Here is a 17804-nt window from a genome sequence, read left to right as displayed (position 1 = left end):
GCACGTCACCTGTCCCGGCCGCACGCGTAGGCCAGCGGTGACGTCAGCTCCTCCGCGTCCGGCAGCCACCGATTGGCGGGCGTGGGCCGGCAGGCCCACTGGACGGCGCCGCGCGAGCCGAACCGGGTCGGCGGGGCGGCCACGTACGCGCCCTCGCCGAGCACGGCCAGATCGAGGGACGTGGGAGGCCAGCCGAGCTTGCGCAGCAGCTCGGGCACCTTCATGGACGCACCCGGCAGCACGAAGAAGTGCATCCGCCGGTCCGGCGTCAGCGTCACGGGGCCCAGCGTCAGCTCCATGCGCTCCATGCGGGCCAGCGCCAGGAACCCGGCCGTCTCCGGGACGGAGATCGCGTCGAACGTACGCCCCGTCGGCAGCAGGATCGACGCCGTCGGCTGCTTCTGCCACATCCGGCGCGCGACGGTCGCACTGCCCGTGGCCTGCGTCGCCCAGTCCTCCCGCGCGGGATGTGCGCCCGGCGCGGCGCACGCCGCGTCGCCGCAGGAACAGTGCTGCACCCCGTCTGCGGCTTCCAGCCAGGTGCCGGGAAAGACGTCCCAGTGACGGTCCTCGGCGTAGCGTACGGCTGTCTCCAGCAGCGATTCGCCGCGCTGCTTCGGGATCTGAGCGGCTTCGGTGCCCGCGATCGTCTCTTCCACGATGAACACAACTCCCGCACCCACCTGGAGTTACGGGCGTAACGCGCGCGGGGGAGGGGCATCGATCCCTCGTCCGGGGCGCATGGATGCACGTGTGGGGGCGCGCGGGAGGAACCACGGCGTGAGGTGGGTAGCCACGAAGGGGGCGGCTTCCCTTCAAGAGGCCCTTACCCAGGCAATCCTCGGAATTCCTCGCATGACGCGCATTTTGCGCATGTCGGCGGGGCATTGATCTTCGAGGCCGGATCTTTTCGCCCTGAACGGCGGGGGGTTCGGTCGTGGAAGACACGCCAACTCGGTGCGTGGGCAGGCACCGCAGCCACAGGGGGTAGTGCCAATGGCCGCAAGGCCTCTCGTCGCGCGGCAGCCGAACGAACGGCTGCAGGCGCTCATCCAGGAGGCGGGGTGCTCGAACGCCGGGCTCGCCCGCCGCGTCAACATGTGCGGTGCCGAGCACGGCCTCGACCTGCGCTACGACAAGACGTCCGTGGCCCGCTGGCTGCGCGGACAGCAGCCGCGGGGCCGGGCGCCCGCGATCATCGCCGAGGCGCTGGGCCGCAAACTGGGCCGCACGGTCACGATCGACGAGATCGGCATGGCCAACGGCAAGAACCTCGCCTCCGGCGTCGGCCTGCAGTTCTCGCCGACGGTCCTGGGGGCCATCGAGCAGGTCTGCGAGCTGTGGCGCAGCGACGTCGGCCGGCGGGACTTCCTGTCCGGCTCGTCCGTCGCCGCCTCCGCGCTCGTCGAGCCCAGCCGTGACTGGCTGATCTCCTCGCCCGACTCGCAGGTGGCGCGCTCGGCGGGGCCGCGGGTCGGCCAGTCCGACGTGGCCGCCGTGCAGGCGATGACGCAGGCGCTCGTGGACCTCGACCACCAGTACGGCAGCGGGCATGTGCGCCCGGTCGTCGTGCACTACCTCAACAGCGTCGTCTCCGGCCTGCTGGCGGGCTCCTACCGGGAGGCGGTGGGGCGCGACCTGTTCGCCGCGGTCGCCCGACTCACCGAACTCGCCGGGTACATGGCCGTCGACACCGGCCAACCCGGCCTGGCCCAGCGGTACTACATCCAGGCGCTGCGGCTCGCCCAGGCGGCGGGCGACCGCGGCTACGGCGGCTATGTGCTGGCCGCCTCCATGAGCCACCTCGCCGCACAGCTCGGCAACCCGCGCGAGATCGCCCAGTTGGCGCGGGCGGCGCAGGAGGGGGCGCGCGGGCGCGTCACCCCGCGCGCGGAAGCCATGTTCCACGCGGCGGAGGCGCGCGGGCACGCCCTGATGGGCGATGCGCGGGCGGCTCAGACGGCGTCCGGGCGGGCGGTGAGCGCGCTGGAGGCGGCCGACTCCGCCTCCGGGGACGACCCGGTGTGGATCGCGCACTTCGACGAGGCCTATCTGGCCGACGAGTTGGCGCACTGCCACCGCGACCTCGGACAGGCCGACGCGGCGGCGCGGCGTGCGGAGGAGTCGCTGGCCGGGCTGCCGGAGACGAAGGCGCGCAGGCGGGCCATCGGCTATGTGCTGCTGGCCACCGCGCAGGTGCAGCAGCGCGAGATCGAGCAGGCCTGCAACACCGGCCTCAAAGCGGTGGAGTTGCTGGAGAGCGTGCGCTCCAACCGGGGCGCCGAGTACCTGGAGGACTTCCAGCAGCGGCTCCAGCCGTACCAGGAGGAGCCGGTGGTACGGGAGTTCGGGGCCCGGATGGAGCTGCAGGCGGCGGCGTGAACGGGCGGGAAACGGTTGGTTGACGATCTGATTCGATCGGAGGTGGACATATACGACGACCTGCAAAGCTCCCCTGTTACCGCCGTCACAGGGGAGCAGGTTGCGCCCTGAGCTGTGTCGCACCCGGCTCGGGGGACCCGGTAGCGTGAGCCGACGGTTTCACAAGGTCCCCCATTAGTAGGAGTCCCGGTGACGCAGAGTGGACAGAGCGAGGAGCCCTCGCAGCGCCAGGCGCGCGAAGGCATCGTGCTGCCCTCCGACGGCGGCGAACCGTTGCTGCCGGGCATGCTGGGCAACCAGGCCGGCCCGCGGAACGGATCGCCGCAGGGCGATCAGGGCGGATCGCACACCGCGCAGTACGGCGACCCCTACGCCGGGCAGCAGCCCGGGCCGCAGACGCCGGCCTCGGCGCCGCCCGGCGGCCAGTCCTGGGGCACGCCCTGGGGCCCCGACCGGCAGGAGACCGCGCCCCCGGCGCCGGGCCAGGGCTGGGACACCCCGCCGGCCCAGTCCTGGGGCACGCCCGGCCCGTACCAGCAGCCGGCCACGGACCAGTGGAGCGCCGCGTCACAGCCGCTGCCGCAGGAGGGCGCGCCGTCCGCGTCCCACGGCGGCGCGGCGCAGCCCATGCCGGGCGCCTCGCCGAACGACGGCTACGCGCCCGCCGCCCAGCAGCCGACGTCCGGCTCCCCACTGCCGCCGGCGAACCCCTATCCGGGCGCCCCCGGCTACGCCGCTCCCGCCGCCTTCGGTGCCCCCCTGCCGCCCGCGGACGAGGGCGCCACCCAGGTCATACCCCCGGTCACCGGCGGTGTGCCCGGCAGTGAGGGGGCGACACAGTATCTGCCGCCCGTGCCCGCGGACGAGGGCGCCACCCAGTTCCTGCCGCCCGTGGGCCCCGGCGCGCTGCCGCCCCAGACCGGTGGCCACCACTCCGGCGAGGCGACCCAGTTCCTCGGCCGGCCGGACCGGGCCGGTGCCGGGCCGCTGCCGCCCGCCGCCGACCCGGACGCACAGGCCACGCAGTACATCCCGCCGGTGGGCGACCACCGTCAGCCGCCCGCCGAGTTCGACAACCTCTTCCGCGGCGCACCGGGCGGCGAGGCCCCGGCGGGCTCCACGCAGCAGCTGCCGCGCTTCGAGCAGCCGCAGCCCCGGCAGCAGCCCGCCTACGGCGGCCAACAGTCCTCGTACTTCCCGCCGGGACGCGACGACGACGGCGGCGGCCGGGGCGGACGCGGCGGCCGTACGAAGTCGCGCGTGCCGCTGATCGCGGCCGTCGGCATCGGCATCGTCGTGCTCGGCGTCGGCGCGGGCGCGCTGCTGGGCGGTGGCGGCGGGGACGACGGCAAGGACAACAACCAGCCGGTCTCCGCCACGGCCCCGGCCGGCGACGGCTCGGCCTCACCGTCCGCCGACCCCGCCAAGCAGCAGGCCGTCGCGCTGGACAAGCTCCTGGCCGACAGCGGCAACAGCCGGGCGTCGGTGATCAACGCGGTGGCCGACGTCAAGGCCTGCCGGAACCTGGGCGCCGCGGCCTCGGATCTGCGGGCCGCCGCCAAGCAGCGCGGCGAGCTGGTCACCCGGCTGTCCGGCCTGTCCGTGGACCGGCTCCCGGCCCACGCCGACCTGACCGCGGCCCTCACCAAGGCCTGGCAGGCCTCCGCGTCCGCCGACAACCACTACGCGGCCTGGGCCGACCAGGTCGGCGGTCGGAAGGGCTGCCACAAGGGCCAGGCCCGCTCCACCGGGCAGACCGCGGCGGGCAACGCCGCGAGCGGCACCGCCAGCCAGCAGAAGCTCAGGGCCTCGCGGCTGTGGAACTCCATCGCGAAGTCGTACGGCCTGACCCAGCGCGGACCGACCCAGCTCTGAGCCGGTCCCGGCGTGGCGCGGACGGTCAGTCGACGTCCGCGCCCTGCAGGGTCTTCGCCACGTCGAGGAAGCCCGGCTTCGCCGTCACCAGCTGCCCCTGTCGTACGACCTGCAGCGTCACGTCCGTGTTGACGATCCGGGAGAAGCCGATGGTGGCCACCGGACCCTGGTCGCTCCACTTCAGGGGCGGTGTCAGTCCGCCGGTGGTGACCTTCAGGCCGTCGTCGAGGGCGCGGCGCACGGAGTCGGCGGTGACGTTCCCGCCGCCCAGCGAGTCGACGACCTTCTTGAACACCGTGTAGGCGATCCAGGTCGTCTGCACGCCGACGTCACCGGCGTCGATCCGGTTGTCGCCGAAGGCCTGCTCGCTGATCACCTTTTTCATCGGGGCCCAGCGCGCGTCGCTCGACACCGGATACCAGCCGGTGACGTAAGAGCCCTCGTACGGACCCGACGTGCCGCCGGACTCGTTGATCACCGTCTGGTCGACGCTGTCGAGGGTGGCCGCGGTCCGCACCGCCGGATACTCGTCGCGTTCGCGCCGGAAGGAGTCCATGAAGGTGCTGGTGCGGTCCCCGAGCGCGGGGATCGCGCACCCCCTCTTCACCGAGTCGACGGCGGTGGCGGCCAGGGCCTTCTCGGCCGGCCCCGCGTACTCGTTCGTGTCGTCCGCGGCCCGCTGGTCGATCAAGGGCCGGTGCCCGCCGGCCTTCAGGCCGGAGTCGAGCATGGGGGGAAGCTCGTCGCCCGCGATGGTGTCGGGACGGACGAGCGCGACGGGCCCGCAGCTCGCGGCGAGTTCCTTGCCGAGGCCGGCCAGCAGCGTCGGCTGGCCGCCGTTGACCGGGTAGGACAGCGGACTGGTGAACTCGGAGGTGGTGGCGCCGTAGCCGCCTATGAAGGGGATGCCGGCGCCCTCCAGGTCGGGGAGGTAGAACTCGCCGTACTGGCTGTAGGAGCCGACGACCGCGACGACGTTCTGCTTGACGGCCGTCCGCGCGCACTTGGCGGCGGCCACGCTGTCGTTGTGGTCGTTGCAGGTCAGGACCTTGAGCTTGCGGCCGCCCAGGCCGCCGTGGGCGTTGACGTACCGGGCGTAGGCCTGGGCGAAGGCCGGCATGCCGGGCTTGTTGGTGGCCTTGGTGCCCTGTGGCGCCCAGGTCATCACCGTGATCGGGCCGTCCCCGGCACCCCCCGTGGTACCGGGGATGACCCCGCATCCGGTGGCGAGGGACGCACACACCGCCAGGGCTCCCGCCGCGAGGGCGGTCGCTCTGCCGGGCCGGGTGCGTGTGGGGAGGAAGGTGCTGCGGAAGCGTCGCCTGCCGGTCATGGACACACACGCTTCCGTCACATCGCCAACCCCGAGGTGACCTACGGTTATTGATCGGTGACGTGCAGGTGAATTGCGGGGGCTGGTGAGGCGCTGGTGCGAAAGAACGTACGATCGGTGACCGTGCAAGGTTCGGACAACTCTTCCCGTCGCGGTCGTCGCTCCTCCACCATGGGCGGTATGCCACTGAACGACATGCCGTGGTGGCGCTGGCGCAGCAATGTGCGCTCCGCGCTGCACATGCTCTCCGACCCGGGGTTCCAGCAGAACGTCTGGCTGGCCGGCGTCGACGGGTACGGGGACGTCACCGACGCCGTGTACCGCCTGGTCGAGGACACCTGGCTGGACAACTGGTCCGCCGAGAAGTACGTCGGCACGATCTTCCGGGACTCCCAGGAGGCGGCCCTCGTCGACACCGCCGTGCTGCGCGTGCTGCGGATCATGCACCAGGTCGGGCCGGACGCGCCGGTCTCCGCGTACCTGGAGCACCAGGGCTGGCCGGAGGCGGTACGGGCGGCGCGGGACGCGCACGTACGCATGGCCGTGTCCGACGGTGAGGACCCGGACGCGCCGCCGCGCACCCTCGAGGTGCTGCGGATCATGACGCGTTCCGCTTAGCGGACGCCGGTTCGGACCCGAGTTCACTTATGGGACCCTGTCCTGCATGAGCGAGCAGTCCACCCGAGCCGCGGCGAACCCCGCCGACCAGTACGTCCTCACTCTCTCCTGCCCGGACAAGAAGGGCATCGTGCACGCCGTGTCGAGCTACCTGTTCATGACCGGCTGCAACATCGAGGACAGTCAGCAGTTCGGCGACCACGACACGGGTCTGTTCTTCATGCGCGTCCACTTCTCGGCGGACGAGCCGGTGACGGTGGACAAGCTGCGCGCCAGTTTCGCCGCGATCGGTGACGCCTTCCACATGGACTGGCAGATCAACCGGGCCGACGAGAAGATGCGGATCGTCCTGATGGTCAGCAGGTTCGGGCACTGCCTGAACGACCTGCTCTTCCGGGCCCGTATCGGCGCGCTGCCCGTGGAGATCGCGGCCGTGGTGTCCAACCACACGGACTTCGCCGAGCTGGTGGCCTCGTACAACGTTCCCTTCCACCACATTCCGGTGACGAAGGACACCAAGGCGGAGGCCGAGGCGCGGCTGCTCGAGGTCGTCCGGGAGAACGACGTCGAACTGGTCGTGCTGGCGCGGTACATGCAGGTGCTCTCAGATGAACTGTGCAAGCAGCTGAGCGGGCGGATCATCAACATCCACCACTCGTTCCTGCCGAGCTTCAAGGGTGCGAAGCCGTATCACCAGGCGCACACCCGGGGGGTCAAGCTCATCGGGGCGACCGCGCACTACGTGACCGCGGATCTCGACGAGGGGCCGATCATCGAGCAGGAGGTCGAGCGGGTCGGGCACGACGTCACGCCGGACCAGCTGGTGGCGATCGGGCGGGACGTGGAGTGCCAGGCGTTGGCGCGGGCGGTGAAGTGGCATGCCGAGCGGAGGATTCTGCTGAACGGCCGCCGAACCGTGGTGTTCGCCTAGCGGCGGGCTCGGGGGGTTCGGTACGTCGTCGGGCGCGGGTGAGTGGGGGCTGGTCGCGCAGTTCCTCGCGCCCCTAAAGGCCTTGGGGCGGACGCGGTTCAGCGGGACGGGTGCTGGCGAAGAGGCCTGTAGTGGACCCACTCAGGGGCGCGGGGAACTGCGCGACCAGCCCCCACCGACCCGCACCCGCCGGAGGGCCGGAACCCCGTCCTACATCCTGCTCAGTGTCGCCGCCGCGAACAGTACGTCTCTGATTGCGTCGCGGTCCCCCACCTGCCCCGCGGCCGCCTCCTCCGGCGGCACGTGGCCGGCTGCCAGGCGGCAGAACTCCACGCCGTCAAGGGCGACGTGGGCCACCTCGTGCTCGGGCGACGCCTGTGCCGCCGGTGAGTCCAGCGGGATCAGCCACTCACCCCCGCCGAGGCCCTCGATCTCCAGCCGCAGGCTCCGTCCGGGGCCGCCGGCCACCCCGAGGTGCCGTCCGCGGGCGGGCGACGCGAGACCCTCCTGCCGCCGCCCCGCCAGCACGGCGGGCAGCATGCGCGCGGCCAGATCGATCATGCGGTTCAGATGCCGGGGCGCGGGCGGCTCGTACGGATAGTCGACGGCCTCGGCGATGTCCTCCGCGTGCACCCAGCACTCGAAGGCCCGGTCCAGCATCGCGTCGTGCAGGGGCAGCGTGAAGTCGCCGTAGGAGACGGCCGGCCGGCCCGAACCGGAGCCGCCGGTGAAGGACACCGTGCGCACCAGGTCGTGGCTCTGCTCGCGCCAGGGCCCCCGGACCGCGCGCGTGGGCGGGGACGGGGCGGTGCGCCAGAGCGCCTCGGTGCGGGACGCCGGGCCGGAGCCGTCCGCGGTGCCGTCGCCCAGCGGGTCGTCGAGGCCGAGCGCGACCGCGACCAGGCCGTCGACGCACAGCAGGTGGGCGATGACACCGGCGACGGTCGTACGGCGGCTGGTCGGACCCGCGCCGTCGAACCAGCGCAGCCGCACGGGCGCGTGCCACTCGGCGTCGCCTATGTCCTGCAGCAGGGCGTCGAGCCGGGCCGTCTCCGCGTCGTACGGGGCCGCCCAGTCCGGCACCGGGATGCGCGGCGGGCGCCGGTCGAGGCAGCCCTGCAGGACGCGGGTGCGCAGGGCCGGGTCCAGGTCGAGGCTCTCCGGCGGGTGCAGCAGGCCCACCGCGTCGCGCAGCCGCAGCGCCTCCTCCGCGCAGGGGCCGCAGCCGCCCAGGTGCTCCTCGACGGCGGCCGCCTCCTCCGCCGAGCAGGCGGCCAGGGCCCACGCCCCGAGCAGGGACTTCAGGACCTGGTGCTCCAGGACCAGCGGCACCTGCGCCGGCTCCTGCGGAGTGGGCAGCGGCCGGTCGCCGTCCTCGACGGAGGCCCGGGGCGTGGGTATGCGCAGCGGGTTCTCGGGCTCGTGCCGTTCGTCGAACGCCTCGAAGCCGCTCACACCGCACCCCCGTGTCCGGGGGGTGCCCCGGGGGCGCCGGCGTCGTGGGCGGTGGACAGCAACTGGAGGCCGAGGCGGAGGCGGCGGCGCGCCTCGTCCTCGGTGACGCCGAGGTCGGCGGCGGTCTGGCGGTAGTCACGGCGCTGGAAGTAGGCCAGGTCGAGCGCGGCGCGCAGCGGGGAGGGCATGGAGGTGACGATGTAGTCGGCGCGGGCGGCGACCGAGGCGCGGCGGACCTTGCGCTCCAGTTCCTCGGCGGAGCCGCCGCCCCGGGCGAGCGCGGCGGTCTCGGTGGCGCGCAGCCGCTGCACGGCGAGGCGGTGGGTCAGCGTGGCGACCCAGGAGCGCAGCGGGCCCTGCTTGGGGTCGTAGGTCTCGGGGTGCTCCCAGACATGGGCGAAGACGTCCCTGGTGATGTGGTCGGCGGCCCGCTCGTCGCCGAGGACGCGGTGGGCCAGGCCGTGCACGAGCGAGGCGAAACGGTCGTAGAGCTCGCCGAGGGCGGCCGCCTCACCGCGTGCCAGTCGCTGCTGCATCTTGCGGTCCCAGCGAGGCGGTGCGTCCTTCTTCGCCATGCGGTCCCCTCACCCTGTCCGTCGGCCTGCCCGCGCTCTCGTCCAGCCTGCGTCCACCGTCTCCTCGAATGTAGTCGGCACCTCTGACAGCGCACGCCCCTTTGTGGCAATGCGCGCCCCCATGGAACCGCCAGGTGATAGTGGACCTTCGTCCACCCCTCACCATCATCCGATCAGATCTGTCCTGACCTGATCGAACAGGATCGAAGCAGACAAAAACAAGCCTCTTTCGATCGGTTTCCGTTTCTCCTGAGGAGTTTCAGGGAACGGCCGCTGGGCAGCCACGCTGCGAGGAAGCGTAGGAATGGCTTCCGTTTTGGCGGGGGTTCCGGCGAACGAAGGGCCTGGTGGTGGCGTTCTATGTGACCGGCGTCGAGCAGGGCGAATGGACCGTGCTCAGTGTGTCGGGCGAGCTGGACCTGGTGACGTCTCCAGCGCTGCGTCAGCGGGTGCACGACGCGGTGGCCGACGGCCGCCACAGTCTCGTCCTCGACCTCTCGGAGGTCTTCTTCTGCGACTCCAGCGGCGTCGGCGTGCTCATAGCCGCCCGCCGGCTGATCCGCTCCTGCCAGGGCAGCCTGCGGCTGATCCTCCCCGCGCGGGGCGCGGTCGAAGGTTCGCACGTCAACCGGGTCCTCGGCGCCCTCGGCGTGCGCAGACTGTTCGACGTGTACGCCGACCTGGACGAGGCCGTCGCCGAGGAGGCCGGACCACTGTCGGCTTAGCGACGCCCATAGGGGCTGCCCGACCCTTTCGCCACACGGTCGTCCCAGAATTCCCCCGGTCTTGGCACAAGCGTCGCTTTCGGGCGCCCGGACGCGCCGACGCGTCGTACGCTCCGGTCCAGGAACACCCCGACGTGACGTGAGGCGGCTCGAGAAGATGGTCAGCAGCGAGTACGAGCGCAGGATCGCCGCCCGGTTCGCCACCTTCGACCAGGACGGCAACGGCTACATCGACCGCGAGGACTTCAACGTGGCGGCCAAGGCGCTGCTCACCGAGTTCGGTGTCGCGGCCCGCTCCGACAAGGGGCAGGCCCTGTACGCGGGCGCCGAGGCCTTCTGGCAGGGCATGGCCGGGATCGCGGACCGGGACGGCGACCAGCGCATCACCCGCGAGGAGTTCGTCACGGGCGCGGTCAAGCGCCTGCGCGACAACCCCGACCGGTTCGCCGAGATCGCCCGCCCCTTCCTGCACGCGGCCCTCGACCTCGCCGACTCCGACGGCGACCGGGCGGCCACCGTCGCGGACACCGTGCGCGTGCTGCGCGTTCTGGGGGCGGCCGAGGAGGTCGCCCGGGCGGCCGCCGCCACGCTCGACACCGACGGCGACGGCAGGGTCGGGGAGGCGGAGATCGTGGCCGCGTTCGCCCGCTACTTCACCGTTCCCGAGTAGTGCCGTCCGTGTAGCGCTCGCGCAGTTTGTACTTGAGCACCTTGCGCAGCGTGTCGTTGCGCGGAAGGGCGTCCACGACCTCCAGCTGTTCCGGCAGCTTGTGCACCGACAGCCCTTCCGCGCGCAGGTACGACGTCACCGCCTCCAGCGTCAACTCCTGTGCGCCCGGCGGCTGTTCGACCACAGCGCAGACCCGTTCCCCGCGCTCGGCGTCCGGCAGCCCGATCACCGCGACGTCCCCGACGGCCGGGTGGGCGGCCAGCAGGTCCTCGATCTCCTTGGCCGAGATGTTCTCGCCCTTGCGGATGATGACGTCCTTGAGCCGGCCGGTGAGCACCAGGTGGCCGCTGTCCGTCACGAACCCCAGGTCCCCGGTGCGCAGGAATCCCTCGTCGTCGAAGGCCTCGGCGGTCTGCGCCGGATCCAGATAGCCCTGGCAGACGGCCTCCCCGCGCAGCCGCACCTCGCCGTCGACGATCCGTATCTCCATGCCCTGCGGCGGCCGTCCCTCGGTCGTCGCCAGGTTCTCCACGCTGTCCTCCGGGTCGCCCATGGTGATCATCGGCACCTCGGTCATGCCGTACCCGTGGGTGAGCTGCACGCCCATCTCCCGTACGACGGCGTGGTACACCTCCGGCGGCTTCGGGGCGCCGCCGCCCGCGAGCAGCCGTAGCGAGGGGATGACCCTGGTGTCCGGCTGCTTGCGCTGCTCGGCGAGGAACATCGAGTAGAACGCCGTGGACCCGCCGGCCACCGTCACTTTGTGCCTGCGGTACTGCTCCAGCGCGTCCGGCAGCGCGAACTGCTCGAACATCACCGCGGGGAAGCCGTACAGCAGCAGCATCACCGTGTAGTCGGGCCCCGCTATGTGCGCGTAGGGGAAGGCCATCGAGCCCACGTCGTCGGCCGAAAGGCGCAGCGCGTGGGCGAGGCAGGAGCCGCCGGCGATGAGCGAACGGTCCGTGTGCAGCACGCCCTTGGGGTCCGACGTCGTCCCCGAGGTCCAGTAGATCCAGCGGACCGAGGTGCCCTCGGCGGGCGGCGGGGGCAGCACGGCCGGGTCGCCCTCCGGGAGGCCGTCGTACGCCTCGAAGACGCCCTTCGCGCCCAGCCGCCGTGCCATCTCGGCGTGGTCGAAGCCCCGCCAGGTCCCCGGCACGGCGAAGAACTCCGCCTTCGACTCCCGCAGCGCGAAGCCGACCTCGCGGTCCCGGTAGAAGGGGATGACCGGCGTCTGTACGGCGCCCAGGCGGGCCAGCGCGAAGGAGAGCAGGGCCGTCTCGATGCGGGTGGGCAGCTGCCAGGCGACCACCGTGCCGGGGCGCACGCCCATGTCGTACAGGCCGGCCGCCACGCGCTCGGCACCCGTGCGCAGTTCCCCGAAGGTCAGGCAGCGGTCGTCCTGGAGGAGGACCGGGCGGTCGGGGGTGCGGCCGGCGCGGCGGACGACCAGGTCCCACAGGGTCCGGGCGGAGCTCAGGGAGTGCGGGGTCTCGTTCACGGGTGCCCCCTGCTTGGCTGACGACTCGTCAGGTGACATGCTATCTGACGACCCATCAGATAGCGCCCGTCAGGGAAACACCGTCCGGCGGAGGGGACCATGGACACCGAACTGCCCCGCATCATCAGCGTCGACGACCACGTGATCGAGCCCGCGCACCTCTTCGACACCTGGCTGCCGGAGAAGTACCGCGACCGCGGCCCCCAGGCCCTGACCGCCGGCATCGGCGAACTCGCCTACGTCGGCGGCAAGTACCAGATCACGATGGACCCGGACGGCCCGCCGACCGACTGGTGGATCTACGAGGACCTGAAGTTCCCGTACAAACGCAACATCGCCGCCGTCGGCTTCGACCGTGACGAGATGACCCTGGAGGGCATCACCCGGCAGGAGATGCGGCGCGGCTGCTGGGACCCGAAGGCCCGCCTTCAGGACATGGACCTCAACCACGTCGAGGCCTCCCTGTGCTTCCCCTCCTTTCCCCGCTTCTGCGGGCAGACCTTCGCCGAGGCGCACGACAAGGAGGTCGCGCTGGCCTGTGTGCGCGCCTACAACGACTGGATGGTCGAGGAGTGGTGCGGGGACAGCGGCGGACGGCTCATCCCGCTGTGCCTGATCCCGCTGTGGGACGTGGAGCTCGCGGTCGCGGAGATCCGGCGCAACGCCGCGCGCGGGGTGAAGGCGGTGACGTTCTCCGAGATCCCCACCTACCTCGGCCTGCCGTCCATCCACTCCGGCCACTGGGATCCGTTCTTCGCCGTGTGCCAGGAGACCGGCACGGTCGTCAACATGCACATCGGGTCCTCGTCCCAGATGCCGGCCGCGTCCCCGGACGCCCCGCCGGCGGTCCAGGCCTCCCTCAGCTTCAACAACGCCATGGCCTCGATGATGGACTTCCTCTTCAGCGGCGTGCTGGTGCGCTTCCCCCGCCTCAAACTCGCCTACTCCGAAGGGCAGATGGGCTGGATCCCGTACGCCCTGGAACGCGCCGACGACGTCTGGGAGGAGCACCGCGCCTGGGGCGGTGTGCGCGACCTGGTCCCGGAGCCGCCGTCCACGTACTACTACCGGCAGATGTTCTGCTGCTTCTTCCGCGACAAGCACGGAGTGGCGTCCCTGGACGCGGTCGGCCGGGACAACGCCACCTTCGAGACCGACTATCCGCACGTCGACTCGACCTTCCCGCACACCAAGGAGATCGCCCTCGACCACGTGAAGGGACTCGACGACGAGACGGTCTACAAGCTGATGCGGGGCAACGCGATCCGCATGCTCGATCTCGACCTGGACCGCTAGTGGACCTGTCGTACACCCCGGAAGAGGAGGAGTTCCGGGCGCGGTTGCGCGAATGGCTCGGCAAGGTACTGCCGACGCTGCCGCCGAAGCCGTCCCCCGACGACTGGCCCGGGCGCCGGGCCTACGACCTCGGCTGGCAGCGGATGCTGTACGACGCCGGGTACGCCGACGTCCACTGGGAGGGCACACCGAGCGTCCGGCTGATCTTCCTGGAGGAGACCGAGAAGGCGGGCGCGCCCTATGTCGGCGCCAACTTCGTGGGCCTGCTGCACGCCGGGCCCACCATCGCGGCCGAGGGCACGCCGGAACAGCGGGCGCGCTGGCTGCCGCCGGTCCTGCGCGGCGAGGAGGTCTGGTGCCAGGGCTTCAGCGAACCCGACGCCGGCTCCGACCTCGCGGCACTGCGCACCCGTGCGCGCAGGGACGGCGACGACTACGTGGTCAGCGGGTCCAAGATCTGGACCTCCCACGCCGAGGTGGCCGACTGGTGCGAACTGCTGGTGCGGACCGACCCGGAGGCCCCCAAGCACAAGGGCATCAGCTGGCTGGCCATGCCCATGGACGCTCCCGGCATCACCGTACGGCCGCTGCGGACCCTCGCCGGGTCGGCCGAGTTCGCCGAGATGTTCCTCGACGACGTGCGGGTGCCCGTCGCCAACCGGGTCGGGGACGAGAACGACGGCTGGCGCGTGACGATGGTGACGCTCTCCTTCGAGCGCGGCACGGCGTTCGTCGGAGAGGTGGTCGCCTGCCGGCGTGTACTGGGCGAACTGGCGGTCGCCGCACGGCGGAACGGGCGCTGGGACGATGCCGCGCTCCGGCGGCGGCTCGGCCGGCTGAACGCCGAGTTCCGGGCGCTGTGGCGGCTGACGCAGTGGAACGTGAGCGAGGCGGAGGCCTCCGGCGGTGTGCCGGGGGTGGGGGGCTCGGTCTTCAAGCTGCGGTACTCGCATGCCCGGCAGGAGCTGTACGACGCGGCGGCGGAGGTGCTGGGGCCGGACTCGCTGGATCTGGAGCGGCCGTGGATGCCCGACCGGCTGTCGTCGCTGTCGTACACCATCGCGGCCGGGACCTCGCAGATCCAGCGGAACATCGTGGGAGAGCGGATTCTCGGGCTGCCGAAGGGGAGGTGAGCGGTGCGGTTTCAACTGACGTCGGAGCAGGGGGCGTTGCGCGGGGCCATGCGGGGGGCTTTGCGTCGTACGGCGGGTGCGGGTTCGTGGGGGCCGGTCGCGCCCCGCGGCGGAGCCGCAGATGGACACAGCCCCGCGCCCCTTGGGGGCGCTGCCGAACCCGGCGCTTCTCCGCCACGTCTGGACCGGGAGCTGTGGCGGACGCTCGGAGAGCTCGGGTTCTTTTCGCTGCGGTTGCCCGAAGCCGATGGCGGGGCCGGACTGGGGTTGCCGGAGGCCGTGCTGGTTTTCGAGGAGGCCGGGAGGGCGCTGGTGCCCGGGCCGCTCGTCGCCACGCATCTCGCCGCCGGGGAGGTGCCGGGGGCGGCCGAGGGGGAGGTCGTCGTGGCCGCCGCCGACGGCAGGCTCGTGGAGTGGCTTCAGGAGGCGGACGTCGTGCGGCCGGGGGCCGAGGGGGCCGTACCGATGAAGTCGGTGGATCCGCTCACGCCGCTGCACCGGGTGCCCGCACCGGCCCGTACCGATCCGGTCGCCGTACTCCTCACCGCGGCAGAGCAGCTCGGGACCGCCGGGCGGGCGTGCGAGCTGGCCGTGCAACACGCCCGGGCGCGTGAGCAGTTCGGGCAGCCGATCGGGGCCTTCCAGGCGGTCAAGCACCTGTGCGCGCAGATGCTGGTGCGCGTCGAGGTGGCTCGCGCCGCGGTCTACGCGGCCGCCGTGACCGCCGAGCGGGCCGACATCGCCGCGGCCCGGCTGCTGGCCGACGAGGCCGCCGTGCGCGGTGCCCGCGACTGCCTCCAGGTGCACGGCGGCATGGGCTTCACCTGGGAGTGCGAGGTGCATCTGCTGCTGAAGCGGGCGTGGGTGCGCTCGGAACGTGGCGGCGGCGGCACGGAGAGTGAGGAGCTGCTCGCGGCCGACCTCGTGGCATGAACAGGGCGGGCCTGCGGCTTTCCGTCGGGTGGCCTCTCGGATGTCGCGGATCGTGGCACGCCCGGAATTACGGAGCGTTGATACCGGGTTGTGTCCTACGTGTGACCCGTCACGGCCTGGAGTCGGCGACCCGCTCCGGTACCTTCTGTGGGATGCGAGTGGTTCCGGGCGCGATCCGTACCGGTGTCGCCCCCGGGGCGGCTCCTGATCCGGCCTGTTCGACTCCTCGCAGGGAGCGTCGCACAGTATGCCGCACGGGTACTCCTTCGCGCTGGAATATGCCCGAAGCGCTTGTTGAGGTGACTGTACGTCAACCATGCTGTCGTGCAAGGGATTCACGTTCCGTGACCCCTGCCCTGGGCTCTGTGTCGGCTGTTGTTCTGGTCATGCAGAAAATGGCTACGATCGTGGCCCCCGCCGCGGTGACTCTGGCAAGGCTCGCGCGGCATGAGGTCATGTGTCCGCCGGTTCGGATGGTGTGAGCGGTGCAGGTGCTTCAAGTGCAGCTGGAGATCCGGCCCGACCCCACTGAGGTGGGGCGAGCCCGGAGGTGGACCCTTTCGCGCCTCGCCGTGTCCGGAATAGCGGCCGACGAGCCGCTCGCCGAGACGCTGATCCTGCTCGTCTCCGAACTGGTCACCAACGCCGTGGTGCACACCGGCTGTCCGGCCGTGCTGCGCCTGAGCCTGCCCGAGGAGGCGGCCGAGCCGTCCACCGTCCGCCTCGAGGTCGCCGATGCCAGCGACCGGGCCCCGGTGCCCCGGTGCGCGGACGGCGACGCGACCGGCGGGCGCGGGCTCGCCCTCGTCGACGGCCTCGCCGACCGCTGGGGCTGGAGCCCCGAGGGGGCCGGCAAGCGCATCTGGTGCGAACTCGACCGCTGTGACCGGCCGCGGGACGCGGCCAGCTGTCTGGGTGGTGTCCCGGTCTGCGAGGGGCTGGCTTTCGAGACGGTGTGACGGTTCGAGACGCCGTCAGCGTCCGAAAACCTGTGGCCGGTTGTCGTCACGTCCGATGCACGGTGGCAGAAATCCCGCCGTCCCAGGCTCCGCGCGGTGCGGTGCGCCGGGGCCGTGCATCCGTGCGCGGTCGTTGCAAATAGGGCGTAAGTCATAAATCTCCGTATGCCTGTTGACGCGCCGTGACCGGATGAACACGCTGGGGGTCAGCGATTCGCCGCGAGGGGACGGCGAGGGTTTCGGTGACGGAGGTCCTCGTCGAGTGCGGGTCGTGAGTCGGCGTCAGCTCTTGAGGGTTCAGGGCCGAAGGGCTGGGGCGGGTACGCCGGGGTCGGATGGCGGCGCGTATGCCGTACTCGGGGCGGCTGGGGAAGTCGCGCCGCCAGACGACGCTTCCCGCCGGACGACGCTCACCGCCGACGGCGCTCTCCTACAGCACGGCCACGGGGGCCACCGGAGTCCCCGTCGCGCCGACGAAGGGCTCCGGCATCGCCGACAGCAGGAACGCGTAGCGGCCACTCTCTCCACAGGCTGTGGACAGTTCTTCGAGATTCCAGTTCTGGCCCTGCAGCATCCCCATCTCCACCAGGTCGAGCGCGTGCACCGGCAGCCACAGGTCCTCGATCTCGGGTGGGAAGATCTCGAACGTCAGGGTGTCGTCGGCGACGGCGGCCACGTCGCGCGCGTGGAACCACTCCGGGGTCCGGACGGACAGCCCGGGCGACGGATAGCCGTACCCCTCCCGGTCCCCGGCGAGATACACCTGGATCTGCCCGGTCCGAACGAGTACGACGTCGCCGGCGCGCACGCGCGTCCCCGCGAGGTCCTCGGCCGCCTCCAGGTCCTCCGGCGTGACCGCGTGCGAGCCGTCGAGCCGGTCCGTGCCGAGCGCCCGGGCCACGTCCAGCAGAACCCCGCGCGAGACCACGTGCCGCGCCTTGTCGATGCCGCCGAACTCCGCGCCGGCGTGCGAGGTGATCGTGGTGGCCGGGCGGCCGTTGTAGAGCCTGCCCGAGTGCGAGACATGGGTCAGGGCGTCCCAGTGGGTGGCCGCCTGCAGGCCCATGGTCACTACGTCGTCGCTGCACGCCACCGTCCCCGGGCCGAAGAGCTCCTGGTTGATCTGCACCATGGCGTGCAGCGGGTTGACGCGTCCCGGGATCAGCCCGCTCTGCACGCCGTCCTGCCTCAGGGGCAGGGCGAGCGGGACGCGGCGGCCGGAGCGGACGGTGGCGGCCGCCTCGCGGACGACCTCGTCGGTGATCAGGTTGAGGGTGCCGATCTCGTCGTCGGCTCCCCAACGCCCCCAGTTGTTCACGCGCTTGGCGATCTCGTGGAACTCGGCCGGAAATGACATCGGCTCTCCCCGGGGCTTGTCCTCAGGTATCTGACGGGTCATAAAATCTAACGGTCCGTCA

At 71.8% G+C, this 17804-nt stretch carries 16 protein-coding genes; 10 read left to right on the top strand and 6 right to left on the bottom strand.

Annotated features, from left to right (window positions below; translation table 11 throughout):
• Positions 1 to 5: 5 nt before the first annotated feature.
• Complete coding sequence (locus FBY22_RS38675; RefSeq protein ID WP_142152886.1) at positions 6 to 668, bottom strand: bifunctional DNA primase/polymerase; 663 nt, start codon at positions 666 to 668, stop codon at positions 6 to 8.
• 328 nt (positions 669 to 996) lie between these two features.
• Between FBY22_RS38675 and FBY22_RS38670 the strand changes: the two genes are divergently transcribed.
• Entirely contained in the window at positions 997 to 2382 is a 1386-nt protein-coding gene (locus FBY22_RS38670) for a transcriptional regulator (protein WP_142152884.1), read from the top strand.
• A 189-nt stretch (positions 2383 to 2571) separates the two neighbouring features.
• A complete protein-coding gene (locus FBY22_RS38665; RefSeq protein WP_142152882.1) occupies positions 2572 to 4257 on the top strand; it encodes a hypothetical protein in 1686 nt (561 codons plus the stop codon).
• A gap of 25 nt (positions 4258 to 4282) precedes the next feature.
• On the opposite strand, the gene FBY22_RS38660 is transcribed toward FBY22_RS38665, so the two are convergent.
• Complete coding sequence (locus FBY22_RS38660) at positions 4283 to 5590, bottom strand: ABC transporter substrate-binding protein (protein ID WP_142152880.1); 1308 nt, start codon at positions 5588 to 5590, stop codon at positions 4283 to 4285.
• A gap of 117 nt (positions 5591 to 5707) precedes the next feature.
• On the opposite strand from FBY22_RS38660, the gene FBY22_RS38655 reads away from it, so the two are divergent.
• Positions 5708 to 6208: an SCO4402 family protein gene (locus FBY22_RS38655; RefSeq protein ID WP_142152877.1), complete on the top strand. Its 501-nt coding sequence runs from the start codon at positions 5708 to 5710 to the stop codon at positions 6206 to 6208.
• Positions 6209 to 6254: 46 nt separating this feature from the next.
• Positions 6255 to 7139 (top strand): formyltetrahydrofolate deformylase, encoded by an 885-nt coding sequence (gene purU / locus FBY22_RS38650; protein ID WP_142152875.1) that lies wholly within the window; start codon positions 6255 to 6257, stop codon positions 7137 to 7139.
• A 210-nt stretch (positions 7140 to 7349) separates the two neighbouring features.
• Here the strand turns inward: purU and FBY22_RS38645 are convergent, their stop codons facing one another.
• Positions 7350 to 8594 carry a zf-HC2 domain-containing protein gene (locus FBY22_RS38645; protein WP_142152873.1) on the bottom strand — a complete coding sequence of 415 codons (1245 nt, stop codon included), beginning with the start codon at positions 8592 to 8594 and terminating at the stop codon, positions 7350 to 7352.
• Entirely contained in the window at positions 8591 to 9169 is a 579-nt protein-coding gene (locus tag FBY22_RS38640) for a sigma-70 family RNA polymerase sigma factor (protein WP_142152871.1), read from the bottom strand. Before FBY22_RS38640 ends, FBY22_RS38645 begins: the two co-directional genes overlap by 4 nt.
• A 344-nt stretch (positions 9170 to 9513) precedes the next feature.
• Between FBY22_RS38640 and FBY22_RS38635 the strand changes: the two genes are divergently transcribed.
• The gene (locus FBY22_RS38635; RefSeq protein WP_142152869.1) at positions 9514 to 9894 is read left to right on the top strand and encodes an STAS domain-containing protein; all 381 of its coding nucleotides are present in this window, start codon (positions 9514 to 9516) and stop codon (positions 9892 to 9894) included.
• Between the two features lie 157 nt (positions 9895 to 10051).
• Entirely contained in the window at positions 10052 to 10564 is a 513-nt protein-coding gene (locus tag FBY22_RS38630) for an EF-hand domain-containing protein (RefSeq protein ID WP_142154578.1), read from the top strand.
• Here FBY22_RS38630 and FBY22_RS38625 read toward each other — a convergent pair.
• Positions 10548 to 12065, bottom strand: coding sequence for a class I adenylate-forming enzyme family protein (locus FBY22_RS38625; RefSeq protein WP_142152867.1), 1518 nt, complete (start codon positions 12063 to 12065; stop codon positions 10548 to 10550). The genes FBY22_RS38630 and FBY22_RS38625 overlap by 17 nt on opposite strands.
• A 99-nt stretch (positions 12066 to 12164) precedes the next feature.
• Between FBY22_RS38625 and FBY22_RS38620 the strand changes: the two genes are divergently transcribed.
• The 4 genes from FBY22_RS38620 to FBY22_RS38605 all read left to right on the top strand — a co-directional run bounded on the left by FBY22_RS38620 (position 12165) and on the right by FBY22_RS38605 (position 16386).
• Positions 12165 to 13361 (top strand): amidohydrolase family protein, encoded by a 1197-nt coding sequence (locus FBY22_RS38620; RefSeq protein WP_142152865.1) that lies wholly within the window; start codon positions 12165 to 12167, stop codon positions 13359 to 13361.
• Positions 13361 to 14494: an acyl-CoA dehydrogenase family protein gene (locus FBY22_RS38615; protein WP_142152863.1), complete on the top strand. Its 1134-nt coding sequence runs from the start codon at positions 13361 to 13363 to the stop codon at positions 14492 to 14494. The genes FBY22_RS38620 and FBY22_RS38615 overlap by 1 nt, the downstream gene beginning before the upstream one ends.
• A 3-nt stretch (positions 14495 to 14497) precedes the next feature.
• Positions 14498 to 15427, top strand: coding sequence for an acyl-CoA dehydrogenase (locus FBY22_RS38610; RefSeq protein WP_260845357.1), 930 nt, complete (start codon positions 14498 to 14500; stop codon positions 15425 to 15427).
• A 500-nt stretch (positions 15428 to 15927) separates the two neighbouring features.
• The gene (locus FBY22_RS38605) at positions 15928 to 16386 is read left to right on the top strand and encodes an ATP-binding protein (RefSeq protein WP_142154574.1); all 459 of its coding nucleotides are present in this window, start codon (positions 15928 to 15930) and stop codon (positions 16384 to 16386) included.
• A 430-nt stretch (positions 16387 to 16816) separates the two neighbouring features.
• On the opposite strand, the gene FBY22_RS38600 is transcribed toward FBY22_RS38605, so the two are convergent.
• The gene (locus FBY22_RS38600) at positions 16817 to 17743 is read right to left on the bottom strand and encodes a cyclase family protein (RefSeq protein WP_142152861.1); all 927 of its coding nucleotides are present in this window, start codon (positions 17741 to 17743) and stop codon (positions 16817 to 16819) included.
• Positions 17744 to 17804 lie beyond the last annotated feature (61 nt).

It is taken from the genome of Streptomyces sp. SLBN-31 (assembly GCF_006715395.1).
Taxonomy (GTDB): domain Bacteria; phylum Actinomycetota; class Actinomycetes; order Streptomycetales; family Streptomycetaceae; genus Streptomyces.
Note: the sequence above shows the minus strand (reverse complement) of the source record. Positions and strands in the feature narration are given on the sequence as shown.